The sequence below is a fragment of the Bacillus cereus group sp. MG16 genome (assembly GCF_040459875.1).
GTDB classification, from domain to species: Bacteria; Bacillota; Bacilli; order Bacillales; family Bacillaceae_G; genus Bacillus_A; species Bacillus_A paranthracis.
On sequence record NZ_JARVHE010000001.1, the window covers coordinates 2,862,801 to 2,881,575 of the forward strand.

The window sequence follows — 18,775 nt, forward strand, 5'->3', positions numbered from 1 at the left end:
AGTGATTCCTCCTTTTTATCTACATCCTAAATGTCTAGCAATTACGAGACGTTGAATTTCAGAAGTTCCTTCACCAATTTCTAATAGTTTTGCATCACGAATATGTCGTTCTACTTCATATTCACGCATATAGCCGTATCCACCGTGAATTTGTACCGCTTGATTTGCAATACGACTAGCAGCCTCAGATGCGAAAAGTTTTGCCATAGCCGCTTCTTTACCGAAAGGTTTATCGTTATCTTTTAACCAAGCTGCTTTATGTACTAAATTACGCGCTAGCTCTACTTCAGTAGCCATATCAGCTAATTTAAATTGAATCGCTTGGAAATTAGAAATTGACTTTCCAAATTGTTGACGTTCTTTCGCATATTGCAATGCACGTTCAAATGCAGATTGCGCAATACCAACAGCTAATGCTGCGATTGAAATACGTCCTCCATCAAGTGTATATAAGAATTGTTTAAATCCTTTATTTACATCACCAAGAATATTTTCTTTCGGCACACGTACACCATCAAGTACGATTTCACATGTATTAGAAGCACGTACGCCCATCTTATCGTAAGGGCTTGAAATCGTTAATCCTTCACTAGTAGTCGGTACGATAAATGCAGAAATACGTTTTCTACCATTCTCTTCAACACCGTTGACAGCGGTTACAATAATTGTATTTGCATACTCTGCATTTGTAATCCAACACTTCTCACCACTAATAACATACTCGTCTCCGTCTAATATAGCTTTCGTTTGTGTGCCACCTGCATCAGATCCAGCATTCGGCTCAGTTAATCCGAAAGCACCTAAAGTTTTGCCTGATGCCATTGGAACTAAATATTTCTGTTTTTGTTCTTCTGTACCGAAATAATAAATTGGAGAAGCACCTAATGAAATTGTTGCAGCGTAACTTAATCCTGTTCCACCACAAGCACGACCAATTTCTTCAACTGCTAACGCGTACGATACTGTATCGCCACCTGAACCTCCATACTCTTCTGGGAATGGGATGCCTAATAATCCTAGTTCGCCCATTTTTTGAAATGTTTCATATGGAAACTCTGCAGTTTTGTCATAATACACAGCTTTCGGTGCGATTTCCTTTTCAGCAAAGTCACGTACCATTTCTTTAATCATTTGTTTTTCGCGAGTTAGAGTAAATTCCATTCCGCTACACACCCCTTATCGAATATTGAGTTTCGACAGCGTGCGAGTTTCTACTACAAACATTACGAATGAAAAGACAAGAACATTAGTTAGATAATTGTTATAATTCTGTCATAATTTAATTTTAAAACAGATTCTGTACTAATGCACAAAAAAATTCCTACATTGTTCTACAACAACATAGGAGTTTCCTTGTCGAATTATGTAATTTTATGTTTAATAATCTCTACCTTTACCTGAATCTGAAATCTCTACTAAAGCTTCAGGATATGGTTCGAAATATGTTTGTCTTAATAAATACTTTTCATCAAATCGAAGAGCCCATGATTTTAAAATTGCAAGTAAGCTACTAAGCGGAATTTTCTTTTCTATATACTTTTGTATTAAATTTAAAAAATGCTCTTTTTCTTGTTTTTTCAGCTTTGTTTTAAAGTATCCAAAAATATGCTCACATACATTTACATTTGATGTATAGCGGGGTGTGCGCATAAATAATTCATATAAAGTCTTCTCATAGTTTTCAAATACAACTTCGATCGTTTCATTTTTTTGATTTGCAATAATACGCCCTAATTCCTTTTGTTTCACCTGATTATATGCCATAAATAAATATTTATTATCCGACTGAAACGATACGAGGTCTTTCATATTTTTATTACGTTTAATCATCTTGTAATATGCGATTGTAAATAACCTTGTAAAGAAATGCTCTCTAATAATAAAATTCGACAATCTGCCTTCTTCTTCAATTGGAAGATGCGAAAATTTTTTTACTACTGCTCCGCCAAATAAGCCAGATCCTTTTCCCTTTGCTGGTGCTTTTTCAAAACCAGAATAAAATTTCACATCACGCATACCACAACTTGGTGAACGATTTTTTAAAATAAAACCATCCACATCTGATAACGTTTGTAAAAATTCATTTGAAAATTGCTCCATTTTTTCAGTGAGGTCTTCTCTTGTAGACGGTTGCACAAGTTTATTCACCCCTTTTTCTTCTACAATGCGTATCGTTTCACGAGGAGTCCCCAATCCAATCTCGACTTCTGGACAAACAGGTATAAATGTAACAAATGGCTGCAAATTTCGTATTGTTACATCCGGAATCATCTCTCCATTATAACGACAAGCATCAAATTCTAAACATTTACTTACAACAATTTTCGGTTTAGCAAATTGCCGCATTTCATTACCTCCTTAGTGCTAGTCCATATGATATAAATTGTACTAAGATTAACATTTTAAGCAAAGTTTGATTCATTTAATTTGTATGATACATATATAGCCAATAATATATTAGCAATCATTCAACTCTATTTTCTATAAATGTGTCCTTTATAATGACGGTTTAGAAACTGTGAAACGAATAATACACACATGCTCTGGAGAAATTAATATGTAAGAAAGGAGGGAGCGTTATGAAGAAAAAATTATCATCTATTTTAAGTGTTTTAGCACTTTCTATTATGTTTTTAGGTACATCTTGAATCGGCTACACTAAGTTGGACAGATACTATAAGGGCTAGTAGACTTAACATACTAACCTAAGGGAGCGTGCTACTATGTCACGTCAACGTCGAACTTTTACACCAGAATTTAAACTTCAATTAGTAAAGCTATATGGAAATGGAAAGTTCCGTGCAGATATCTGTCGAGAATATGAAATAACGCCTTCTGCGTTGGATCGCTGGATTAAGAATCATCAAGAAACTGGGACATTTACTGCTAAAGAAAATCGGACAGAAGAAGAAAATGAGTTAATCAGATTACGTAAAGAAAATCAACGTTTAATGATGGAGAATGACATTTTAAAGCAAGCAGCGCTGATCATGGGACGAAAATAGATGTGATCCGAAATAACACTCACAAATATTCAGTATCAGCAATGTGTAACGTCCTTAACATCGCCAAAAGTACCTACTACTATCACGCCAAGCCGCGTGAACAAGACGCACATGAAAAAGAAGACGTTGAGCTTTCCAACGAAATAGAACGACTCTTTAAAGAAAGCCGTAGTAACTATGGTACTCGTAAACTCAAAGTAGAATTAAAGAAACAGAAGATGGTCGTTTCTAGACGTCGAATCGGTCGAATTATGAAACAATTAGGACTTGTATCAAATTATACGGTGTCACAATACAAGCCGTATAAACAAACCTGTAATGAAGCACCAATCAAAAATGAGTTACAACGTCAGTTTAAACAAGAAGAGCAATTAGCTGTAGTTGTCAGTGATTTAACATACGTCCGTGTTGAAAAAAAATGGCACTATGTATGCTTATTTGTGGACCTTTTCAACCGAGAAATTATAGGTTACAGTGCTGGTCCAAATAAGACAGCAGACCTTGTGTATAAAGCATTAGCGAGTATTAAAGGAAATTTACATAACATCAAGATGTTTCATACAGACCGAGGAAAAGAGTTTGATAATAAACTGATTTCAGAGGCTTTAGAAACATTCAGAATTCAACGATCATTAAGTATGAAGGGCTGCCCCTACGATAACGCTGTGGCCGAAGCGATGTTCAAAGTGTTTAAAACAGAATTCGCAAACGGAGCACACTTCGCTTCTCTTGAACAGCTCGCTCTTGAACTTGATGATTATGTTCATTGGTTTAACAACATTCGAATTCACGGAACACTAGGCTATTTAACGCCAGTGGAATATAAGAAACAGACCTTATAAAAATTGTCCAGTCTAGTGTTGACATTCCATCTGCCCACGCTGAATACGATGGAACTAATATGAATAGAGTTAATAACACTGACATTTCAACTCGAGTGAATGACAATAACTTAGACAGAGTTAATAATGATGTAAGAACTCGAAATGTAAATACAACAAATGATTTAAATGATAATCGTGATAGAAATAATAATTGGGCTTGGCTCGGTTTATTAGGACTAGCAGGATTATTAGGTCTTAGAAGAAGAGACAAAGAAGTACGTTAATTTAGAATGTTTTTAGTAAACAAGTACTTATTTATCAAAAATATAACAAATATAAATCGCCTTTTTAAAGGCGATTTATTATTTTACTTAAATGTAACATATGTAATTCATACTTCGACGATTAATTTCGTGGCGTTAATCCGTACAATATAAACTGAATCGTATTTTCAATTTCAGTTTCATCATCCCATTTTTCTTCAGGCAATAATAAAAACCGTGTTAATAATAAACCTAATACAGCTGATAAAGTAAGTCGTAAAACAGTAGCTGGGGGCATTTCAATAATTTCCCCTTTTTCTTGAAACTTTTCAATCAACTTTTTAAAATGTAAAAGTAATTCTGTTTCAACTAACTGTTGTATTTCATTTTTCAGTTCCGGGTGAAATGGCACTTCTTGAATTAATATTTTTATCATTGGAAAATGCTTTTTTGCAAAGTCAAATCTATTATGAATAACAACTCTTAGAAGCCCTTCATATGATTCATACTCCGATTTAAATATTTCCTTTGCGAATGCTTGTACGAAAAATGGTGCAGCAAACTTCATTAATGTCGGCATGACAACTGCTAACAATAAATCTTTTTTCGTTTTATAGTAGCGGAAGATTGTTCCTTCCGCTACACCAGCCCGTTTTGCAATTTCACTTGTTGAAGTTGAAGCATAACCTTTTTCTCCAAACATATCAACAGCCGCCTCTAATATACGCATTTGACGTTCATTTCGTTTGTCTGTATTTGTTGCGGCAATTAATTCTTCCAGCCAATCCTTCTTCATCTATAATACCCCTTTGTATCATCATTATATTTTTCGATGTTTCTTTAATGCAAATACATTCCCTACTGCAAATAATACTGAGAAAAATAGTAAAACAGTTAAATCTAATGCAATCTCTGTAAATCCTTGATTTCGAATCATCACCTGTCTCATTGCGTCAGCGCCGTATGTGAGCGGAAATAATTTCCCTAACATTTGGAGCCACTTATTCATCGATTCAATTGGAAACAAACCAGAAAAGAATATTTGTGGCACAATGACAAGCGGTATAAACTGAATCATTTGAAATTCATTATTTGCGTATGCTGATAAAAATGTCCCTAAAGTTAATGCCGTTAAAGAAAGCATACATGTAATAAGTAGCGTTAGCCATATAGAGCCAGCTACATACAAGTCTAAAATATAAACTGAAAAACTTACAATTATAATGGATTGTATAAATGCAAAGATCCCAAAACCAATAATATATCCTACAACTATTTCCCATCTTTTAATTGGAGTTGATAATAACCTTTCTAACGTACCGCTTAAACGTTCTCTTACGAAAGACACCCCTGATAAAATAAATACAAAGAAAAATGTAAAGAAACCGATCAATACAGGGCCAAGCCCATCAAACATTGTAAAGTCTTTAGAGCCATGTAAATAATTCACTTCAGGTTTCATTATCGATATATCGTTCTTCTCTGTACTTTTTTGTAATATTTGAAGTACAGCACGATTTTTTGACGAATCACTACCTTCTAATACAATATTCATTTTTCCATTTTCTAAACGAATGACTGCATCTACCTTTTGATTTTCTAGCTCAGACATTGCCTTTTCTGTATTATATTCATAAATTGACGCTTCCTGATTTTTCATCACTTTTACTAACTGAGCGGGCATATCAACAACAGCAATATGCGGTACATAGTCCTTTTGTGTAAACACTAGCGACAATAACCAAAGTAATAACATAGGTGCCCCAAACATCATCGCTAACGAACGTTTATCTCGAAAAAATTGGCGAATAATACGAATGATTACACCGGTAACTCTCATAATTCAGCCACCTCTTCCAACAAAAAGACATCTTCAATCCTTCCTGATGATACCCGCTTTTTCAATTCTTCAGTTGTACCAGTCGCAACTAGCTTTCCTTCTCTAATTAACCCTAGGCGTTCACAAAATTCAGCTTCGTCCATAATGTGTGTTGTTACAATAATGGTAGTGCCTTTCTTTTTCAAATCATAAAATTTTTCCCAAATCGTTTTTCTAAGAAGCGGATCTATCCCCACTGTTGGCTCATCTAAAATTAATATTTCTGGTTCATGAAGGAGTGCTATTGCTAATGATAAACGCTTCTTCATCCCGCCTGAAAAATGCTGCACTTGCTTTCTCATATGTTGTGATAATTGAACAAGATCAAAAACCTTTTCAATTCTTTCTTTTTTATGCTTTCCCTTTAATCCGTACATCGTTGCCATAAAATCTGCATTTTCATATGCTGATAGTTCTTCGTATAATGCATCAGCTTGAGCCATATAACCAATTCTTTTCATTTCATTTAAATTAGGCATGTTCGTGTTGTAAACAAGCACTTCACCTTCCGTTGCTTCGTTAATACCTGCAATCAATTTAATAAGAGTCGTTTTCCCAGAACCTGAAGGCCCAACTAAACCAAATATCTCAGCTTTTTCAACTTGCAATGAAAGATTGTGTAACACTTCTTTTTTTCCAAAACTTTTTGACACGGTTCGTAAAATAATTGCAGGTTGCTGCACGTTTTATTCCCCCTTTTCTAAAAATGAGTGAGTACTCACTTTTATTTTACTCTTGCGTAATTATATGTCAAACTTCATTGATTAGTATGTATTTTCAATCTTAAACAATGAAACAGAGTCGACATTAGAATATCATTTCTTAAAGTCGACTCTGTTTCATTTACATTATATATTTTACTTTACGTTTTTAAATTCATATACTTTCTAATTCTAGCAACATCTAAAGAGTATTCGATAACTAACTGCTGTAACGGTAAAATAACTGTGTCAGGATATAAATGTGCATATTGTAATGTTTCTGCATATTTTTCTAACCTTTTTTCTAAATACTTTATAATTTGATCAGGATGACTAACTAATAAACATTTACAATAATAATGTATTTGTTCCTCAATCGCCGTATACTCTTCAATCTCATATTCTTTATGCATGTGTACACCCCTTTAAGTTTTTTCACATGAGTTACTTATCACATTTTTCACTCGACTAATTTTTAAGTTTTTTGATTATTTACACTATAACAAACTCTTCGGGTCAAATTTTGTTACTTTATGTAACGTAGAAAATTTTTAACAAAATTGTAATGTTAACTTGTATAAAATGCATATTGTCTATTTATTTTTTTATACAAAAAATCGTACAGTTCAATTTAGCTGTACGATTACAAGTACCGGCCTATTAAAAATCCTTTTCGGAATGATACTATTGCCTAATCCTCTACTCACTATCCTATGCGTATTTTGTTTTTCATATAAACCGGCTGTATATGTAGGGAAAACCCCTTGATTTGGAGCAACTAATTTGCTGATAAAACTATATCTATTTGCTCATTAGCATAATTCTGAAAAAATTCAGGTCTATAGAATAAATCATCTATTTCTCCTATTTTAATATACTATCTAAATGTGGTGCTCCTATATATAGATATACTTCTATGTAATCCCAATTTTTCTTATTGGATAATTTAATGGAACTTATTTCCTTATACATTGCGATTACATATTATATATGGAAGTTCTTCTTTTTTCCACGCAAGAAATCCTCCCTTTAAATTCACTACTTCCTTTATACCAGCTCTTTGTAAAATACTAGCTGCTATAGCGGAACGCAATCCGGTTCGACATTGTAAAACGATTGGGCAATCTTTTGGAATGCAATCTAGTTGCTTAGATAGATTTCCTAAAGGGATGTGTATTGCATCATGAAGATGTCCTTCCTCCCACTCCTTTTCACTTCGTACATCGATAACCTTAACTTTTCCATCTTTTATATGCGGATATAATTCAATTGATGTTTTTTCTTTGTAATTTTCAAATTTATCAAGTCTTTGTATTACCTTTAAAGGTACAAAAGCAATAATATTGTCTAGCCCAATAGATTCAAAGTCTCTAATAACCTCCTCCACTCTAACCTCTTCCTCATCTAGTATGATTAAAGTTTCTGCTTTATAATCTAGTAACCATCCACACCACGTTGTAAAAGAATTGTTATAAGGTATGTTAATTGATTTCTCAATATGACCAGAAGCAAAACGCTCTACATCCCTTATATCAACTATTTGTTGAACGCTCCTCATAACTTCTTGAAGTTCTTCTACTGTTTTAATAGCAAAAACTTCCCTCTTCTTTCGAATTGGAGGACCGTACTTATTTAAATTCTTCATTAATGAAAAATACTTTGGAGGCTCTGGCTGTCCCGTCAATAAAGTCGATACAAACTCACCTTCTTCATTACACTGAAATGCCCAATTAAACATCTTTTCATAACCTAATGTAGAAGTTGGAATTGCTCCTAATGCTTTTCCACATGCACTTCCTGCACCATGTGATGGCCATATTTGCAAATAATCAGGGAGTATTTTTATTTTTTGTATAGAATCAAATAATTGTTTCGCTCCTATTTTTGCAGTATCTTTCATACCTACAGCAGTTTCTAATAAATCCGGTCTTCCTATATCTCCTACAAATATAAAATCACCTGTGAATATTCCCATCGGCTTATCATTCGTATAATTATTTTGACTCGTATCAGTTACTAAACAAGAAATACTCTCAGGTGTATGCCCTGGGGTGTGAATTACATTAAATTTTATATGACCTATTTTAAACTCTGTGCCCTCTCTAACCAATTTGTATCGACCTTCGTTAAGATATTGATATTTCCAATCACAATCTCCTTCATCAGATACATATAACTTTGCATGATAAAGATTTGAAAGTTCTTTAGACCCAGAAAGAAAATCTGCATGAATATGAGTTTCAGCCGCAGCAATTACTTCTATTCCCTCTTTCTTAGCAAATTCTATATATTGTTCTATATAGCGACTTGGATCAATTACAATTGCTACGCCTTCCTTCTGACAACCGACTAAATAAGAAGCATGTGCTAATTTTTCATCATAAAAATATTTTAAAAGCATAGCTATTCCCTCCAAATAGTTAATTCAAAATGATTTTCAATTTTCATTACCGCTTTCTCTCTTCTCTTATAGAATCCCTTTCAACATAAAGTTCCAATACATATAGGGCAACATATATCTTTTAAGTAAAAACATACTGTATCGTTCTTTTGCTTGATTGAATGGAAACGTTTCTTGAGGCTCATGTTCATAGTTGAATTCAGCGAGTATAAGACTTTTATATCCTGTAATAATTGGACAAGATGTATACCCATCATATTTAGCCTGTATATCTCTTCCGTTAAATACGTCCATAATATTTTGTTTTAAGACCGGTATTTGTTTTCGAATTGCCGCTCCAGTTTTAGAGGTGGGTAAATTGGTACAATCTCCAATTCCGAAAATATTCTTATACTTTACATGCTGCAAAGTATAAGGGTTTATATCTACCCAACCCTGATGATCACTTATCTCACTCTCTTTAATAAAATTAGGTGGCCCCATAGGTGGAACAACATGGATCATACTATATGGTACTGTTTCTCTTTTCAGTGTTTGCGTATCTTCAAAAATTGCTTCTTTCTTCCCTGCGATAATTTCTACTAAGTTTTTATTATAATTTGTTATTATTTGCTTTCTTTCTAGCACTTGTTCTAATGTATTAGCATAACGTGGAACCTGAAATATGTTAGCATTAGCCGTGTAAAACATTACTTCACTTTTATTCCTTGCACCGCTATTACAAAAATACTCTTCTGCTAAATACATAATCTTTTGTGGAGCACCACCGCATTTAATAGGAGTATTGGGGTGGGTAAAAACCGCATTTCCTCCTTTAAATTTTTCAATTTCTCTCCAAGTAGAATCAACATATTTATAAGAGTAATTGCTACAAACCCCATTAGTCCCAATAGACTCCTTCAAGCCTTTAATACCATCCCAATGTATTTGTATACCGGCTGCTACAATAAGTATTTCATACTCAAGCAGCAGTCCATCATCTAAAAGTAGCTTATTTTCTTCCGGAAACAACTTAACGACACTTTTTAGGAATCCACGTTGCACCTTTTGGAATAAGCAATTCTTGATCACGCATCGTACTTTCCTTTGAAACAATTCCTCCCCCCACTAAACTCCATAGTGGTTGGAAATAATGTTTTTTTGATGGATCAATAATTGCTATATTTTCTTTCAATAAGGGTACATTTCGTAACAAATGTGCAGTAGAAGATATTCCTGCCGTCCCAGCACCAATTACAATAATTTTATAACTATCTCTGGTCTTCATTATCCTCTTCCCATCTAAATTTGATTTTTAAAATAACTAATTCGTAGCCGTATTTTCATTGTAGTAACATTATTATAAGTTAAAAACACCATACATTTATCTGACTAAAATGAAAATTTCGTTAATTTTATCATCAATTTTACTTTATGCGTAAATCCCCTATGCTACTTCCATCTTTTATATTTTTCAATACTAGCCCTTTATCCAATCTTACCTTTATTCCAGTTTCTCTTTACGCTCAAAGCTGCCTTTATCTTCTTTTTCGAAGAATGCTTCGTTACTTGTAATTGGAATTTAAGAGTTAGAATAACTTCCTCAAATATATAAATTTGTATAAACAGAGTAACGAAGATCAGCAGAATACTCTGTAACTGCATGAGTTAATTCATGTGCCACAACATAATGAGAACCAGAAAGTGGAATAAATCCACGATCATCTCCATCGCCATATATCATTTGCTAACCATTCCAAAATGCATTATTTACGTTAACTTCATAATTTTTACTTTTTAAGTTTGTACAAATGTCTTAGCCCTATGTACTTCTATATATAGGTCCACATCAATATATTATTGCATCATATACTGAAGAGATAATTTAAATTATTCTATAAAAAGGATGATGAGGATGAACCTAGAGGATATACAAAAATCCTATGGCCTGATTGTAAGTTTAGGCGGATTGTGCCAAGTTACCAACCAAGTCAAAAGGCACCATTTAAGAACATTTTCTGGACCTTTAGATTGGTTTTATTATCCATCACTTTCAGATGTAAACAGATTACTTCAAAATCGATTTGAAAAATTTATGAAGTTGGAAAATATGGTCATAGAAGGCTCAGAAAGTTATGGTCTTATTGAATCAGAATTTGATAATCAAACGAAATGGGCAGAACGAGTTACCTACTGTATAAAGGACACTTATTATAATTGTTTATCAATGCATGACTTTCCTATTAATCCAGATGAGAATTGGAAAGTAACCTACCCTTCTTTTAAAGCTAAATTAGACACTAAAATTAAACGATTCCTTGAAGAAATAACTAGTAGTGAATCAATTTTATTCATTAGAATTTGGGGAAATCGAGATGAGGCAGTTGAATTACAGAACGTGTTATCCAAAGTTACAAATAAAGATTTTAATATTCTTATTGTAAATTTTAAGGAGGGTATATCTAATATTGTTGAACAAAATTGGGGCATACCTAGGGTTTGTTCAATTGAACTCCCACGTTATCAGGATAGATGGGAAGGTGATGATTCCGATTGGGATTATATTTTAAATAAAATAGCATTAACTTATTAATTTCCTTTTTACTTTTAACATAATTTTGTTTGTAGATTAAAATAGGCGTAGAAAAATAAAATTCCCCTCTGATTAGTACACACTTAATTCATTATCCGTTCATATAATCATTCATAAGTCCTTCTTTATAGGATCAATAGTTCTTTACAAAGTTAATTCCATCACTAGAGCACCTTTATGCGGTGCTCTTTTTTAATTTCTAGAGTTTAAAATGTAATATTTGTTCACTTTTTCTTTAATAGTTAATTTCCTTCGCTATTCTTCTGTTAATTTCTTTGAAATCATTTATACAATCAGCATATTCTGCTTAGGTAGTATATTCACAACTACCAGATTCTATAATTCACCTTATTTTTGTTATAATTTTATCTTCTAATACTTTTAATTACATGCTTCTTCCATTCCCCCAGATTTCCCTCCCCTTCTTTTATCTTACGAACAAGCAATTTCTTTCATTAGTACTATATAAACTAATTTACATACAATTCATGGTAAACTACATTGCGTATTCTCAACATTTAATCAGCATTTTAATTATAAATCTAACATATATTTTTTAGTTGATTGTCATTATGGTACAACCGTGTATACATTTTCCAAACAAACTACATAACTTAAATTAGTAAAATATATAGAGAGGAAGGAAATAGATCTATGAAAGTCATAATTTTGTGTGGCGGAAAAGGGCTTCGGATGCAAGGAATTTTAGAGGACATTCCCAAACCATTAGTTCGAGTTCAAGGAAAGCCTCTCCTCTTGCATATAATGAATTGGTATAGAAAATATGGACATTCTGATTTCATTTTGCCCTTAGGATATAAAGGTGAGAAAATTAAAGAATATTTTATGGACTTTAGCTGGAAAGAGAATGATTTTAGTTTAAATTTTAAAACCAGTCAATATAAGCTACTTCAGGAATTAGAAAATTGGAATATACACTTTATAGATACAGGGATTGATACAATGACCGGGGCAAGACTAAAAAAACTTGAACCTTTTGTTCAGGGTGAAACCTTTTTATTAACTTATGGCGATGGATTAGCCAATATAGATATTGATCAACTGATAGCATTCCATAAAGAAAAAGGAAAAATTGCTACATTAACTGGAATAAAAAAGAATAGTCAATATGGCCTATTGGCGGTTGAAAATGGAATTGCTATTGATTTTAAAGAAAAACCATTACTTGATGAAGTAATTAACGGCGGTTTTTTTGTATTTAACAAAGAAATTTTCGATTATTTATGTAATAGTGATGATTGTGTTCTAGAAGAAGATCCTCTCCGAAATTTAATAAAAGATAATGAGCTGGCAGTCTATGAACACAATGATTTTTGGGCTAGTGTCGATACACCTAAAGATTTAAAAATCGTAGATGAAAGTTGGAATCCTAATAAATTTTAGTGGAGAGGACTGAATACACATTGAGCTTTAATGATAAAAAAACAAGCTTACCTCGATTATATATCCCCTCTAATGAGAAAATAATTAACCCAATTTCAACAGAAATGAAGACTTCAAATCGCTCTCCTAAAAATACTCAAAAACAAATTAACCCTCAATTCTATAACCAACAACATGATTTAAATAATCATTTTTGTGTCATTGTAGGTAGTGAATATATCTTGAAAATCATTGCCTTACAGCAATCATTAATGCAGTACTCAGATAGATTTACATTGTGGATTTGTTGTATAGACCCTTTTGCATATTCATTATTAAAAGAAATGAACCTAATTAACGTAAACCTTTTGCAAGTTGAAGAATTAGAAGATAGTGAACTAAAAGCAATTAAGAGAAAAAGAAAAGTAAATGAATATTGTTGGACTTTAAAACCTGTCTTGATAGAATATTTATTGGTAAATTATCATTTACCATCTATTCTATATTGTGATGGTGATTTATGCTTTTTCTCTAATCCTAATATTATTTTTGAGGAATGGGGTGAACATTCTATTTTCCTTACTCCCCAAAGAGATCGTGATTGGGTAGAAAAAATGTACGGTAAATACCAGGCTGGTCTAATTGGATTTAAGAGTGATCTCTATGGACTAAAGAGTGTAAGGTGGTGGAAAAAAAATGTATAGATTGGTGTAGTGCCGAACCTGAGGAGGGAAAGTTTGGCGACCAAAAGTATTTAGATTATATCCCTATCTATTTCCCGAAAGTTAAAATCTCCAATAACTTAGGTGTAAATGCTGCTCCTTGGAACTGTATATATAATAACGATTACAAAATTGACAAGAGTATAAATGATGTATTTATCGAAAATGATAAACTAGTTGTTTACCATTTTGCATGTATTACTATCTTTACTGAAAATGATTTTGATTTATGGTCCTTGGGAGCAATTTCAATACCAAATAATATATTAAACCATATTTACACTCCTTATTTAGAGAGAATCCAATTTGTCTTAAAGCAATTAAAAGAAAAATTCAATAAAAATATAAAACAATTTTTAAGTAAAAAAGATATAAATGAAGCTCAAACCTTATATAAAGATTCACAATTAAGAAGAAAAATGAATCAATCCAATCATTTTATGAATTTTTCTATGATTATAAGTAAAGAACGATTAATTCAGGGATTGACTTCTTATTATTCCTTAGAAAATCTCGACACTAAATTTACTGTATGGATCTGTTGTATGGATGATTTAACTTACCAAATATTAAAAGATTTAAAATTAAAGCACGCCATACTCATTCCAGTTAAAGATATTGAAAGTCATGAACTACTCAGTATAAAACATGAGAGGAATTTACAAGAGTATTGTTGGACATTAAAAGCACCTCTTTGTCTCCATGTCCTTAATCTTTATCCCGAAGTTGATCACATTATATATTGTGATGCTGATATGTATTTCTTTACAGCACCTAATATCATTCTTGATGAATGGTGGAAATACTCTATATTTCTATGCCCCCAAAGAAGTTCTACTGAAATTGAAAGCATACACGGTATATACCAAGCTGGTTTAGTAGGCTTCAAAAACGATCAAAATAGTAAAGAAATTCTAACATGGTGGAAAGATAAATGCCTAGAATATTGCAAAAATCATTATGATGTTGAAATGAATAGATGGGGTGACCAAAAATATTTAAATCACATTCCTAACATTTTTTCTAATATAAAAATCATGACTCATAAAGGTATTGATGCAGCACCTTGGAATGTAGTTCTAAATAGCAGTTCTATATCAAAACCAGATCACAAGGTTCTTATTGATCAAGATGAATTAATTGCTTTTCATTTTGGAAGTATGCAGATTATTAATCCAAATGAGTTCGACTTATGGAAACATGAAACTTTAGAATTACCTTCAGCGATTTTAGATGATATATATATTCCTTATATTGAACAATTGAACAAGACATGTCATATCCTTCAAAACACTTTTCAAAAATCCCCATCCCCTTTATTTGCTGGCCAAATTGATACAACTACAATAAAAAATTATTTTAAATACTCCTCCCCTCATCACAATTAAGACTGATATTCTCCTTATGTTAAAATAAATGAATGGAATGTCAACACTAGACTGGACAATTTTTATAAGGTCTGTTTCTTATATTCCACTGGCGTTAAATAGCCTAGTGTTCCGTGAATTCGAATGTTGTTAAACCAATGAACATAATCATCAAGTTCAAGAGCGAGCTGTTCAAGAGAAGCGAAGTGTGCTCCGTTTGCGAATTCTGTTTTAAACACTTTGAACATCGCTTCGGCCACAGCGTTATCGTAGGGGCAGCCCTTCATACTTAATGATCGTTGAATTCTGAATGTTTCTAAAGCCTCTGAAATCAGTTTATTATCAAACTCTTTTCCTCGGTCTGTATGAAACATCTTGATGTTATGTAAATTTCCTTTAATACTCGCTAATGCTTTATACACAAGGTCTGCTGTCTTATTTGGACCAGCACTGTAACCTATAATTTCTCGGTTGAAAAGGTCCACAAATAAGCATACATAGTGCCATTTTTTTTCAACACGGACGTATGTTAAATCACTGACAACTACAGCTAATTGCTCTTCTTGTTTAAACTGACGTTGTAACTCATTTTTGATTGGTGCTTCATTACAGGTTTGTTTATACGGCTTGTATTGTGACACCGTATAATTTGATACAAGTCCTAATTGTTTCATAATTCGACCGATTCGACGTCTAGAAACGACCATCTTCTGTTTCTTTAATTCTACTTTGAGTTTACGAGTACCATAGTTACTACGGCTTTCTTTAAAGAGTCGTTCTATTTCGTTGGAAAGCTCAACGTCTTCTTTTTCATGTGCGTCTTGTTCACGCGGCTTGGCGTGATAGTAGTAGGTACTTTTGGCGATGTTAAGGACGTTACACATTGCTGATACTGAATATTTGTGAGTGTTATTTCGGATCACATCTATTTTCGTCCCATGATCAGCGCTGCTTGCTTTAAAATGTCATTCTCCATCATTAAACGTTGATTTTCTTTACGTAATCTGATTAACTCATTTTCTTCTTCTGTCCGATTTTCTTTAGCAGTAAATGTCCCAGTTTCTTGATGATTCTTAATCCAGCGATCCAACGCAGAAGGCGTTATTTCATATTCTCGACAGATATCTGCACGGGACTTTCCATTTCCATATAGCTTTACTAATTGAAGTTTAAATTCTGGTGTAAAAGTTCGACGTTGACGTGACATAGTAGCACGCTCCCTTAGGTTAGTATGTTAAGTCTACTAGCCCTTATAGTATCTGTCCAACTTAGTGTAGCCGATTCATTCTTGACCATTTGGAAATATAGAAAGCATGTAGATTATAGGTAATAAAATAAAAATAAAAGTTGTTTTTTTATCTTATTAGATGCGTTAGTTAACAAAATCACTACCATATCTAAGTATATTATTGTGGTTGAAAAAATAGCAATAATCCACGTCACAAAAAAATCGCATCAAACCTTTCTAAAAATCCCCCTATATCTACTCCTTTTCCTAATTCTACAACTGAATATGCCAATTTACTAACAACAGGTTGCGAAAACACACATATACAAACCAAATAGGTAATAGTATATAGCATTGCTACTAATGTCAATCCACTCACTACATATATTGGAGCTTTTTTAGAATTACTGACTAAGGAATTGTAATATAATACAACATCAAATCCTAAGAAAGCAAAGCCAGCATTCTTTAAACCATTAATATAACCCATTGGAGATGTTTTTATAATTGAAAATAGATGATGCAAATCAATATTATTAATATTTAATAATATTGATAAACCAAGCGCTCCTATAACAACATATAACCCTAAACTGCATAATTGTACTAAAGCTATTCTCGATCCACATAAACCATATGCAACGACTAGTAAAAAACAAAAAGCAATAAATTTAAAGTCTACATTCTCCATCAAATACATATTCACTACTAAAGAGATACTTCTAATTTCATAGGCGGCAACACAAAAATAAATACATATGGCCATTATTGAAAATAGGATTGCTACATATTTTGAAACTAATGTACTTGTATATTCATAAAAGGACATTTGTGGAAAATAAGTAATCAACTTTGTAGAAATCCATCCCCAAATAACAACTACAAGACCTGAAACTAATAATATAACCCATCCATCTGGGAATAAAGTTGTACTTGCAATAGCATTTGATAACGAAAGTAAGCCAATTCCACAAATATTACTTATAACCAAAATTGTCAGTTCTATCAGTGTAAGACTTCTATGATATGGATTAGAATTCATTTTGGGTTCACCAACTTTAAAAGAATATAAGTTAGCTTTTCCTTTTACACAAATATCATCCATACCTCAATTTATTTCTTGTTTCATATATCATGCCTAGCACTCGCAAGTATATATCACATGTCTCCCTTACTCTTGTGTGATTTGTATTGCACGGATGTATGTGTTTTAAATATTCAATTTAAATTAATAATGTACACCTCCAATTGTCTTTCATGTCTAACAATTGGGGTGCACATCAAACAGGACGGCTTTTTCTATTTCACTTCTACCACCAATCTCTACAATCAAGGCGCTCTTTCATAGTATTTAATTAAGCATGTGGCGGACCCCTACTAATATTCTTGCTTTTAAATTATTTTTAGTATATTATATTAATATGGTAATATAAAAATTAAGGTATACAGAAAGGAATCAAATCTATTAGTAAGATTAAAATCCTTTTCAAAGATAAAAACAAAAGAGCCTTACCTATCTAGGCAAGACTCTACTAGTTTAGTTATATAATATTTACGTAGCAACTAAGAAACTAAAAACATATAACACCAAGTAGCAGAAACCTAATATTCCTCCTACAGCTAATACCTGTTTAGCCCAAATTTTAATTTTCAGATTACTGTAAATTACTTGTACTCTTTCCATATTTCCTCCTATTAGTAAAAACCCTTAAAGACTCACTCCTCGATATGATACCATTAAAGAATGACTAATAGAGCCTATTTTTTGTCTAAACGTATAAATATGCAATATTGCATACAAAAATGTATTGTTATAAATGAAAACGCTTACTATAATAAAGTTATAAAGATTCACACATCTTAATACAAAAACAGAGGAGAGAATAATATGGAAATCGCAATGGCAGTTTTAAAATTTATTGGTGGAGCAATCCCATTAATTCAAGAACTTCTAAAAGCATTTATGTAATTTCATTCTTTAGCAATTCTTTATAAATATTATCATACAAATGATCTGTATATCAAAAATGAATTGATTTACAGATTATTTGCGTGAGCAAGGTCTCTTTAACATTATTAAGGGGATTTTTTCAATTTTAAGAACTTCTTAGTCTCATCGTACCCTGTAACAAACCCTAGAATAGATTGATAAGTTTGCAATGTTACTGCCAAACAATTTGTTCTTTCACCTTTAGGCATCTAGGTGCAGCCCTTTTCGATTCCAACCATGCTTTTTTTCTCAGCCAGTTCCTTGTACTTCATACCTTTCATGTAATCTTCTTGAGCTAACACGTGTTTTTGCTTCACTTCATATCACCCACCACTTTCTATACAACTAGGAAGAAATTCGTTTATTTTCCTCTTCGAATAACTTTTTTACAAAGAAAAAAGCCCTGCATTTATGGAGGGCAAATATAAATTAGGGACTTT

The 18,775-nt window shown here is 32.5% G+C and carries 13 protein-coding genes and 7 pseudogenes; 7 read left to right on the forward strand and 13 right to left on the reverse strand.

Annotation, left to right across the window (positions count from 1 at the left end; translation table 11 throughout):
- Positions 1 to 15: 15 nt before the first annotated feature.
- Complete coding sequence (locus QCI73_RS14815) at positions 16 to 1,161, reverse strand: acyl-CoA dehydrogenase (RefSeq protein WP_000397274.1); 1,146 nt, start codon at positions 1,159 to 1,161, stop codon at positions 16 to 18.
- A gap of 216 nt (positions 1,162 to 1,377) precedes the next feature.
- Positions 1,378 to 2,346 (reverse strand): YbgA family protein, encoded by a 969-nt coding sequence (locus QCI73_RS14820; protein WP_262726117.1) that lies wholly within the window; start codon positions 2,344 to 2,346, stop codon positions 1,378 to 1,380.
- Positions 2,347 to 2,579: 233 nt separating this feature from the next.
- Between QCI73_RS14820 and QCI73_RS14825 the strand changes: the two are divergent.
- The 3 genes and pseudogenes from QCI73_RS14825 to QCI73_RS14835 form a co-directional block, all read left to right on the forward strand.
- A pseudogene (locus QCI73_RS14825) lies at positions 2,580 to 2,645 on the forward strand (WGxxGxxG family protein); the annotation flags it as partial.
- A gap of 78 nt (positions 2,646 to 2,723) precedes the next feature.
- Positions 2,724 to 3,847 (forward strand): IS3 family transposase gene (locus tag QCI73_RS14830; RefSeq protein WP_353823243.1). Its coding sequence is split into 2 segments (ribosomal slippage): positions 2,724 to 2,970 and positions 2,970 to 3,847, totalling 1,125 coding nucleotides; the frame shifts between segments, so codons are not numbered across the junction.
- 29 nt (positions 3,848 to 3,876) lie between these two features.
- Positions 3,877 to 4,113 (forward strand): annotated as a pseudogene (locus tag QCI73_RS14835) (WGxxGxxG family protein); the annotation flags it as partial.
- Positions 4,114 to 4,234: 121 nt separating this feature from the next.
- On the opposite strand, the gene QCI73_RS14840 reads toward QCI73_RS14835, so the two are convergent.
- From QCI73_RS14840 to QCI73_RS14875, 8 genes and pseudogenes are all read right to left on the reverse strand, one after another.
- Complete coding sequence (locus tag QCI73_RS14840; protein WP_000711168.1) at positions 4,235 to 4,888, reverse strand: TetR/AcrR family transcriptional regulator; 654 nt, start codon at positions 4,886 to 4,888, stop codon at positions 4,235 to 4,237.
- A gap of 24 nt (positions 4,889 to 4,912) precedes the next feature.
- Positions 4,913 to 5,932: an ABC transporter permease gene (locus tag QCI73_RS14845; protein ID WP_001266746.1), complete on the reverse strand. Its 1,020-nt coding sequence runs from the start codon at positions 5,930 to 5,932 to the stop codon at positions 4,913 to 4,915.
- Positions 5,929 to 6,654, reverse strand: a complete 726-nt coding sequence (locus tag QCI73_RS14850) for an ABC transporter ATP-binding protein (RefSeq protein WP_353823244.1) — start codon at positions 6,652 to 6,654, stop codon at positions 5,929 to 5,931. The genes QCI73_RS14845 and QCI73_RS14850 overlap by 4 nt, the downstream gene beginning before the upstream one ends.
- 179 nt (positions 6,655 to 6,833) lie before the next feature.
- Positions 6,834 to 7,085 carry a hypothetical protein gene (locus QCI73_RS14855; protein ID WP_000548621.1) on the reverse strand — a complete coding sequence of 84 codons (252 nt, stop codon included), beginning with the start codon at positions 7,083 to 7,085 and terminating at the stop codon, positions 6,834 to 6,836.
- Between the two features lie 213 nt (positions 7,086 to 7,298).
- Positions 7,299 to 7,522: pseudogene (locus QCI73_RS14860) on the reverse strand (metallophosphoesterase); the annotation flags it as partial.
- Between the two features lie 114 nt (positions 7,523 to 7,636).
- Complete coding sequence (locus QCI73_RS14865; protein WP_353823245.1) at positions 7,637 to 9,073, reverse strand: MBL fold metallo-hydrolase; 1,437 nt, start codon at positions 9,071 to 9,073, stop codon at positions 7,637 to 7,639.
- Positions 9,074 to 9,139: 66 nt separating this feature from the next.
- Positions 9,140 to 10,340: pseudogene (locus QCI73_RS14870) on the reverse strand (NAD(P)/FAD-dependent oxidoreductase).
- A 342-nt stretch (positions 10,341 to 10,682) separates the two neighbouring features.
- Positions 10,683 to 10,841: pseudogene (locus QCI73_RS14875) on the reverse strand (peptidase M4 family protein); the annotation flags it as partial.
- Between the two features lie 126 nt (positions 10,842 to 10,967).
- On the opposite strand from QCI73_RS14875, the gene QCI73_RS14880 reads away from it, so the two are divergent.
- The 3 genes and pseudogenes from QCI73_RS14880 to QCI73_RS14890 all read left to right on the forward strand — a co-directional run bounded on the left by QCI73_RS14880 (position 10,968) and on the right by QCI73_RS14890 (position 15,138).
- Entirely contained in the window at positions 10,968 to 11,645 is a 678-nt protein-coding gene (locus tag QCI73_RS14880; RefSeq protein ID WP_306183038.1) for a papain-like cysteine peptidase, read from the forward strand.
- A 654-nt stretch (positions 11,646 to 12,299) separates the two neighbouring features.
- The gene (locus tag QCI73_RS14885; protein ID WP_306183039.1) at positions 12,300 to 13,049 is read left to right on the forward strand and encodes a sugar phosphate nucleotidyltransferase; all 750 of its coding nucleotides are present in this window, start codon (positions 12,300 to 12,302) and stop codon (positions 13,047 to 13,049) included.
- 20 nt (positions 13,050 to 13,069) lie between these two features.
- Positions 13,070 to 15,138, forward strand: a pseudogene (locus QCI73_RS14890) (glycosyl transferase).
- Positions 15,139 to 15,200: 62 nt separating this feature from the next.
- Here the strand turns inward: QCI73_RS14890 and QCI73_RS14895 are convergent.
- From QCI73_RS14895 to QCI73_RS14905, 3 genes are all read right to left on the reverse strand, one after another.
- Positions 15,201 to 16,324, reverse strand: a protein-coding gene (locus QCI73_RS14895) for an IS3 family transposase (RefSeq protein ID WP_085964333.1) whose coding sequence is annotated in 2 segments (ribosomal slippage) — positions 15,201 to 16,078 and positions 16,078 to 16,324 — 1,125 coding nt in all. Because the reading frame shifts where the segments join, the coding sequence is not laid out codon by codon here.
- A gap of 232 nt (positions 16,325 to 16,556) precedes the next feature.
- A complete protein-coding gene (locus tag QCI73_RS14900) occupies positions 16,557 to 17,387 on the reverse strand; it encodes a GerAB/ArcD/ProY family transporter (protein WP_353823246.1) in 831 nt (276 codons plus the stop codon).
- Between the two features lie 510 nt (positions 17,388 to 17,897).
- The gene (locus QCI73_RS14905; protein ID WP_327924239.1) at positions 17,898 to 18,029 is read right to left on the reverse strand and encodes a hypothetical protein; all 132 of its coding nucleotides are present in this window, start codon (positions 18,027 to 18,029) and stop codon (positions 17,898 to 17,900) included.
- Between the two features lie 99 nt (positions 18,030 to 18,128).
- Between QCI73_RS14905 and QCI73_RS14910 the strand changes: the two are divergent.
- Positions 18,129 to 18,314 (forward strand): annotated as a pseudogene (locus QCI73_RS14910) (hypothetical protein).
- Positions 18,315 to 18,775 lie beyond the last annotated feature (461 nt).

Bases quoted from the DNA above. Each gene is read 5' to 3' on its own strand.
- QCI73_RS14815 (WP_000397274.1), bottom strand. From the start codon at position 1,161: ATGGAATTTACTCTAACTCGCGAAAAACAAATGATTAAAGAAATGGTA.
- QCI73_RS14900 (WP_353823246.1), bottom strand. From the start codon at position 17,387: ATGAATTCTAATCCATATCATAGAAGTCTTACACTGATAGAACTGACA.
- QCI73_RS14885 (WP_306183039.1), top strand. From the start codon at position 12,300: ATGAAAGTCATAATTTTGTGTGGCGGAAAAGGGCTTCGGATGCAAGGA.
- QCI73_RS14905 (WP_327924239.1), bottom strand. From the start codon at position 18,029: ATGGAAAGAGTACAAGTAATTTACAGTAATCTGAAAATTAAAATTTGG.
- QCI73_RS14865 (WP_353823245.1), bottom strand. From the start codon at position 9,073: ATGCTTTTAAAATATTTTTATGATGAAAAATTAGCACATGCTTCTTAT.
- QCI73_RS14820 (WP_262726117.1), bottom strand. From the start codon at position 2,346: ATGCGGCAATTTGCTAAACCGAAAATTGTTGTAAGTAAATGTTTAGAA.
- QCI73_RS14855 (WP_000548621.1), bottom strand. From the start codon at position 7,085: ATGCATAAAGAATATGAGATTGAAGAGTATACGGCGATTGAGGAACAA.
- QCI73_RS14845 (WP_001266746.1), bottom strand. From the start codon at position 5,932: ATGAGAGTTACCGGTGTAATCATTCGTATTATTCGCCAATTTTTTCGA.
- QCI73_RS14880 (WP_306183038.1), top strand. From the start codon at position 10,968: ATGAACCTAGAGGATATACAAAAATCCTATGGCCTGATTGTAAGTTTA.
- QCI73_RS14840 (WP_000711168.1), bottom strand. From the start codon at position 4,888: ATGAAGAAGGATTGGCTGGAAGAATTAATTGCCGCAACAAATACAGAC.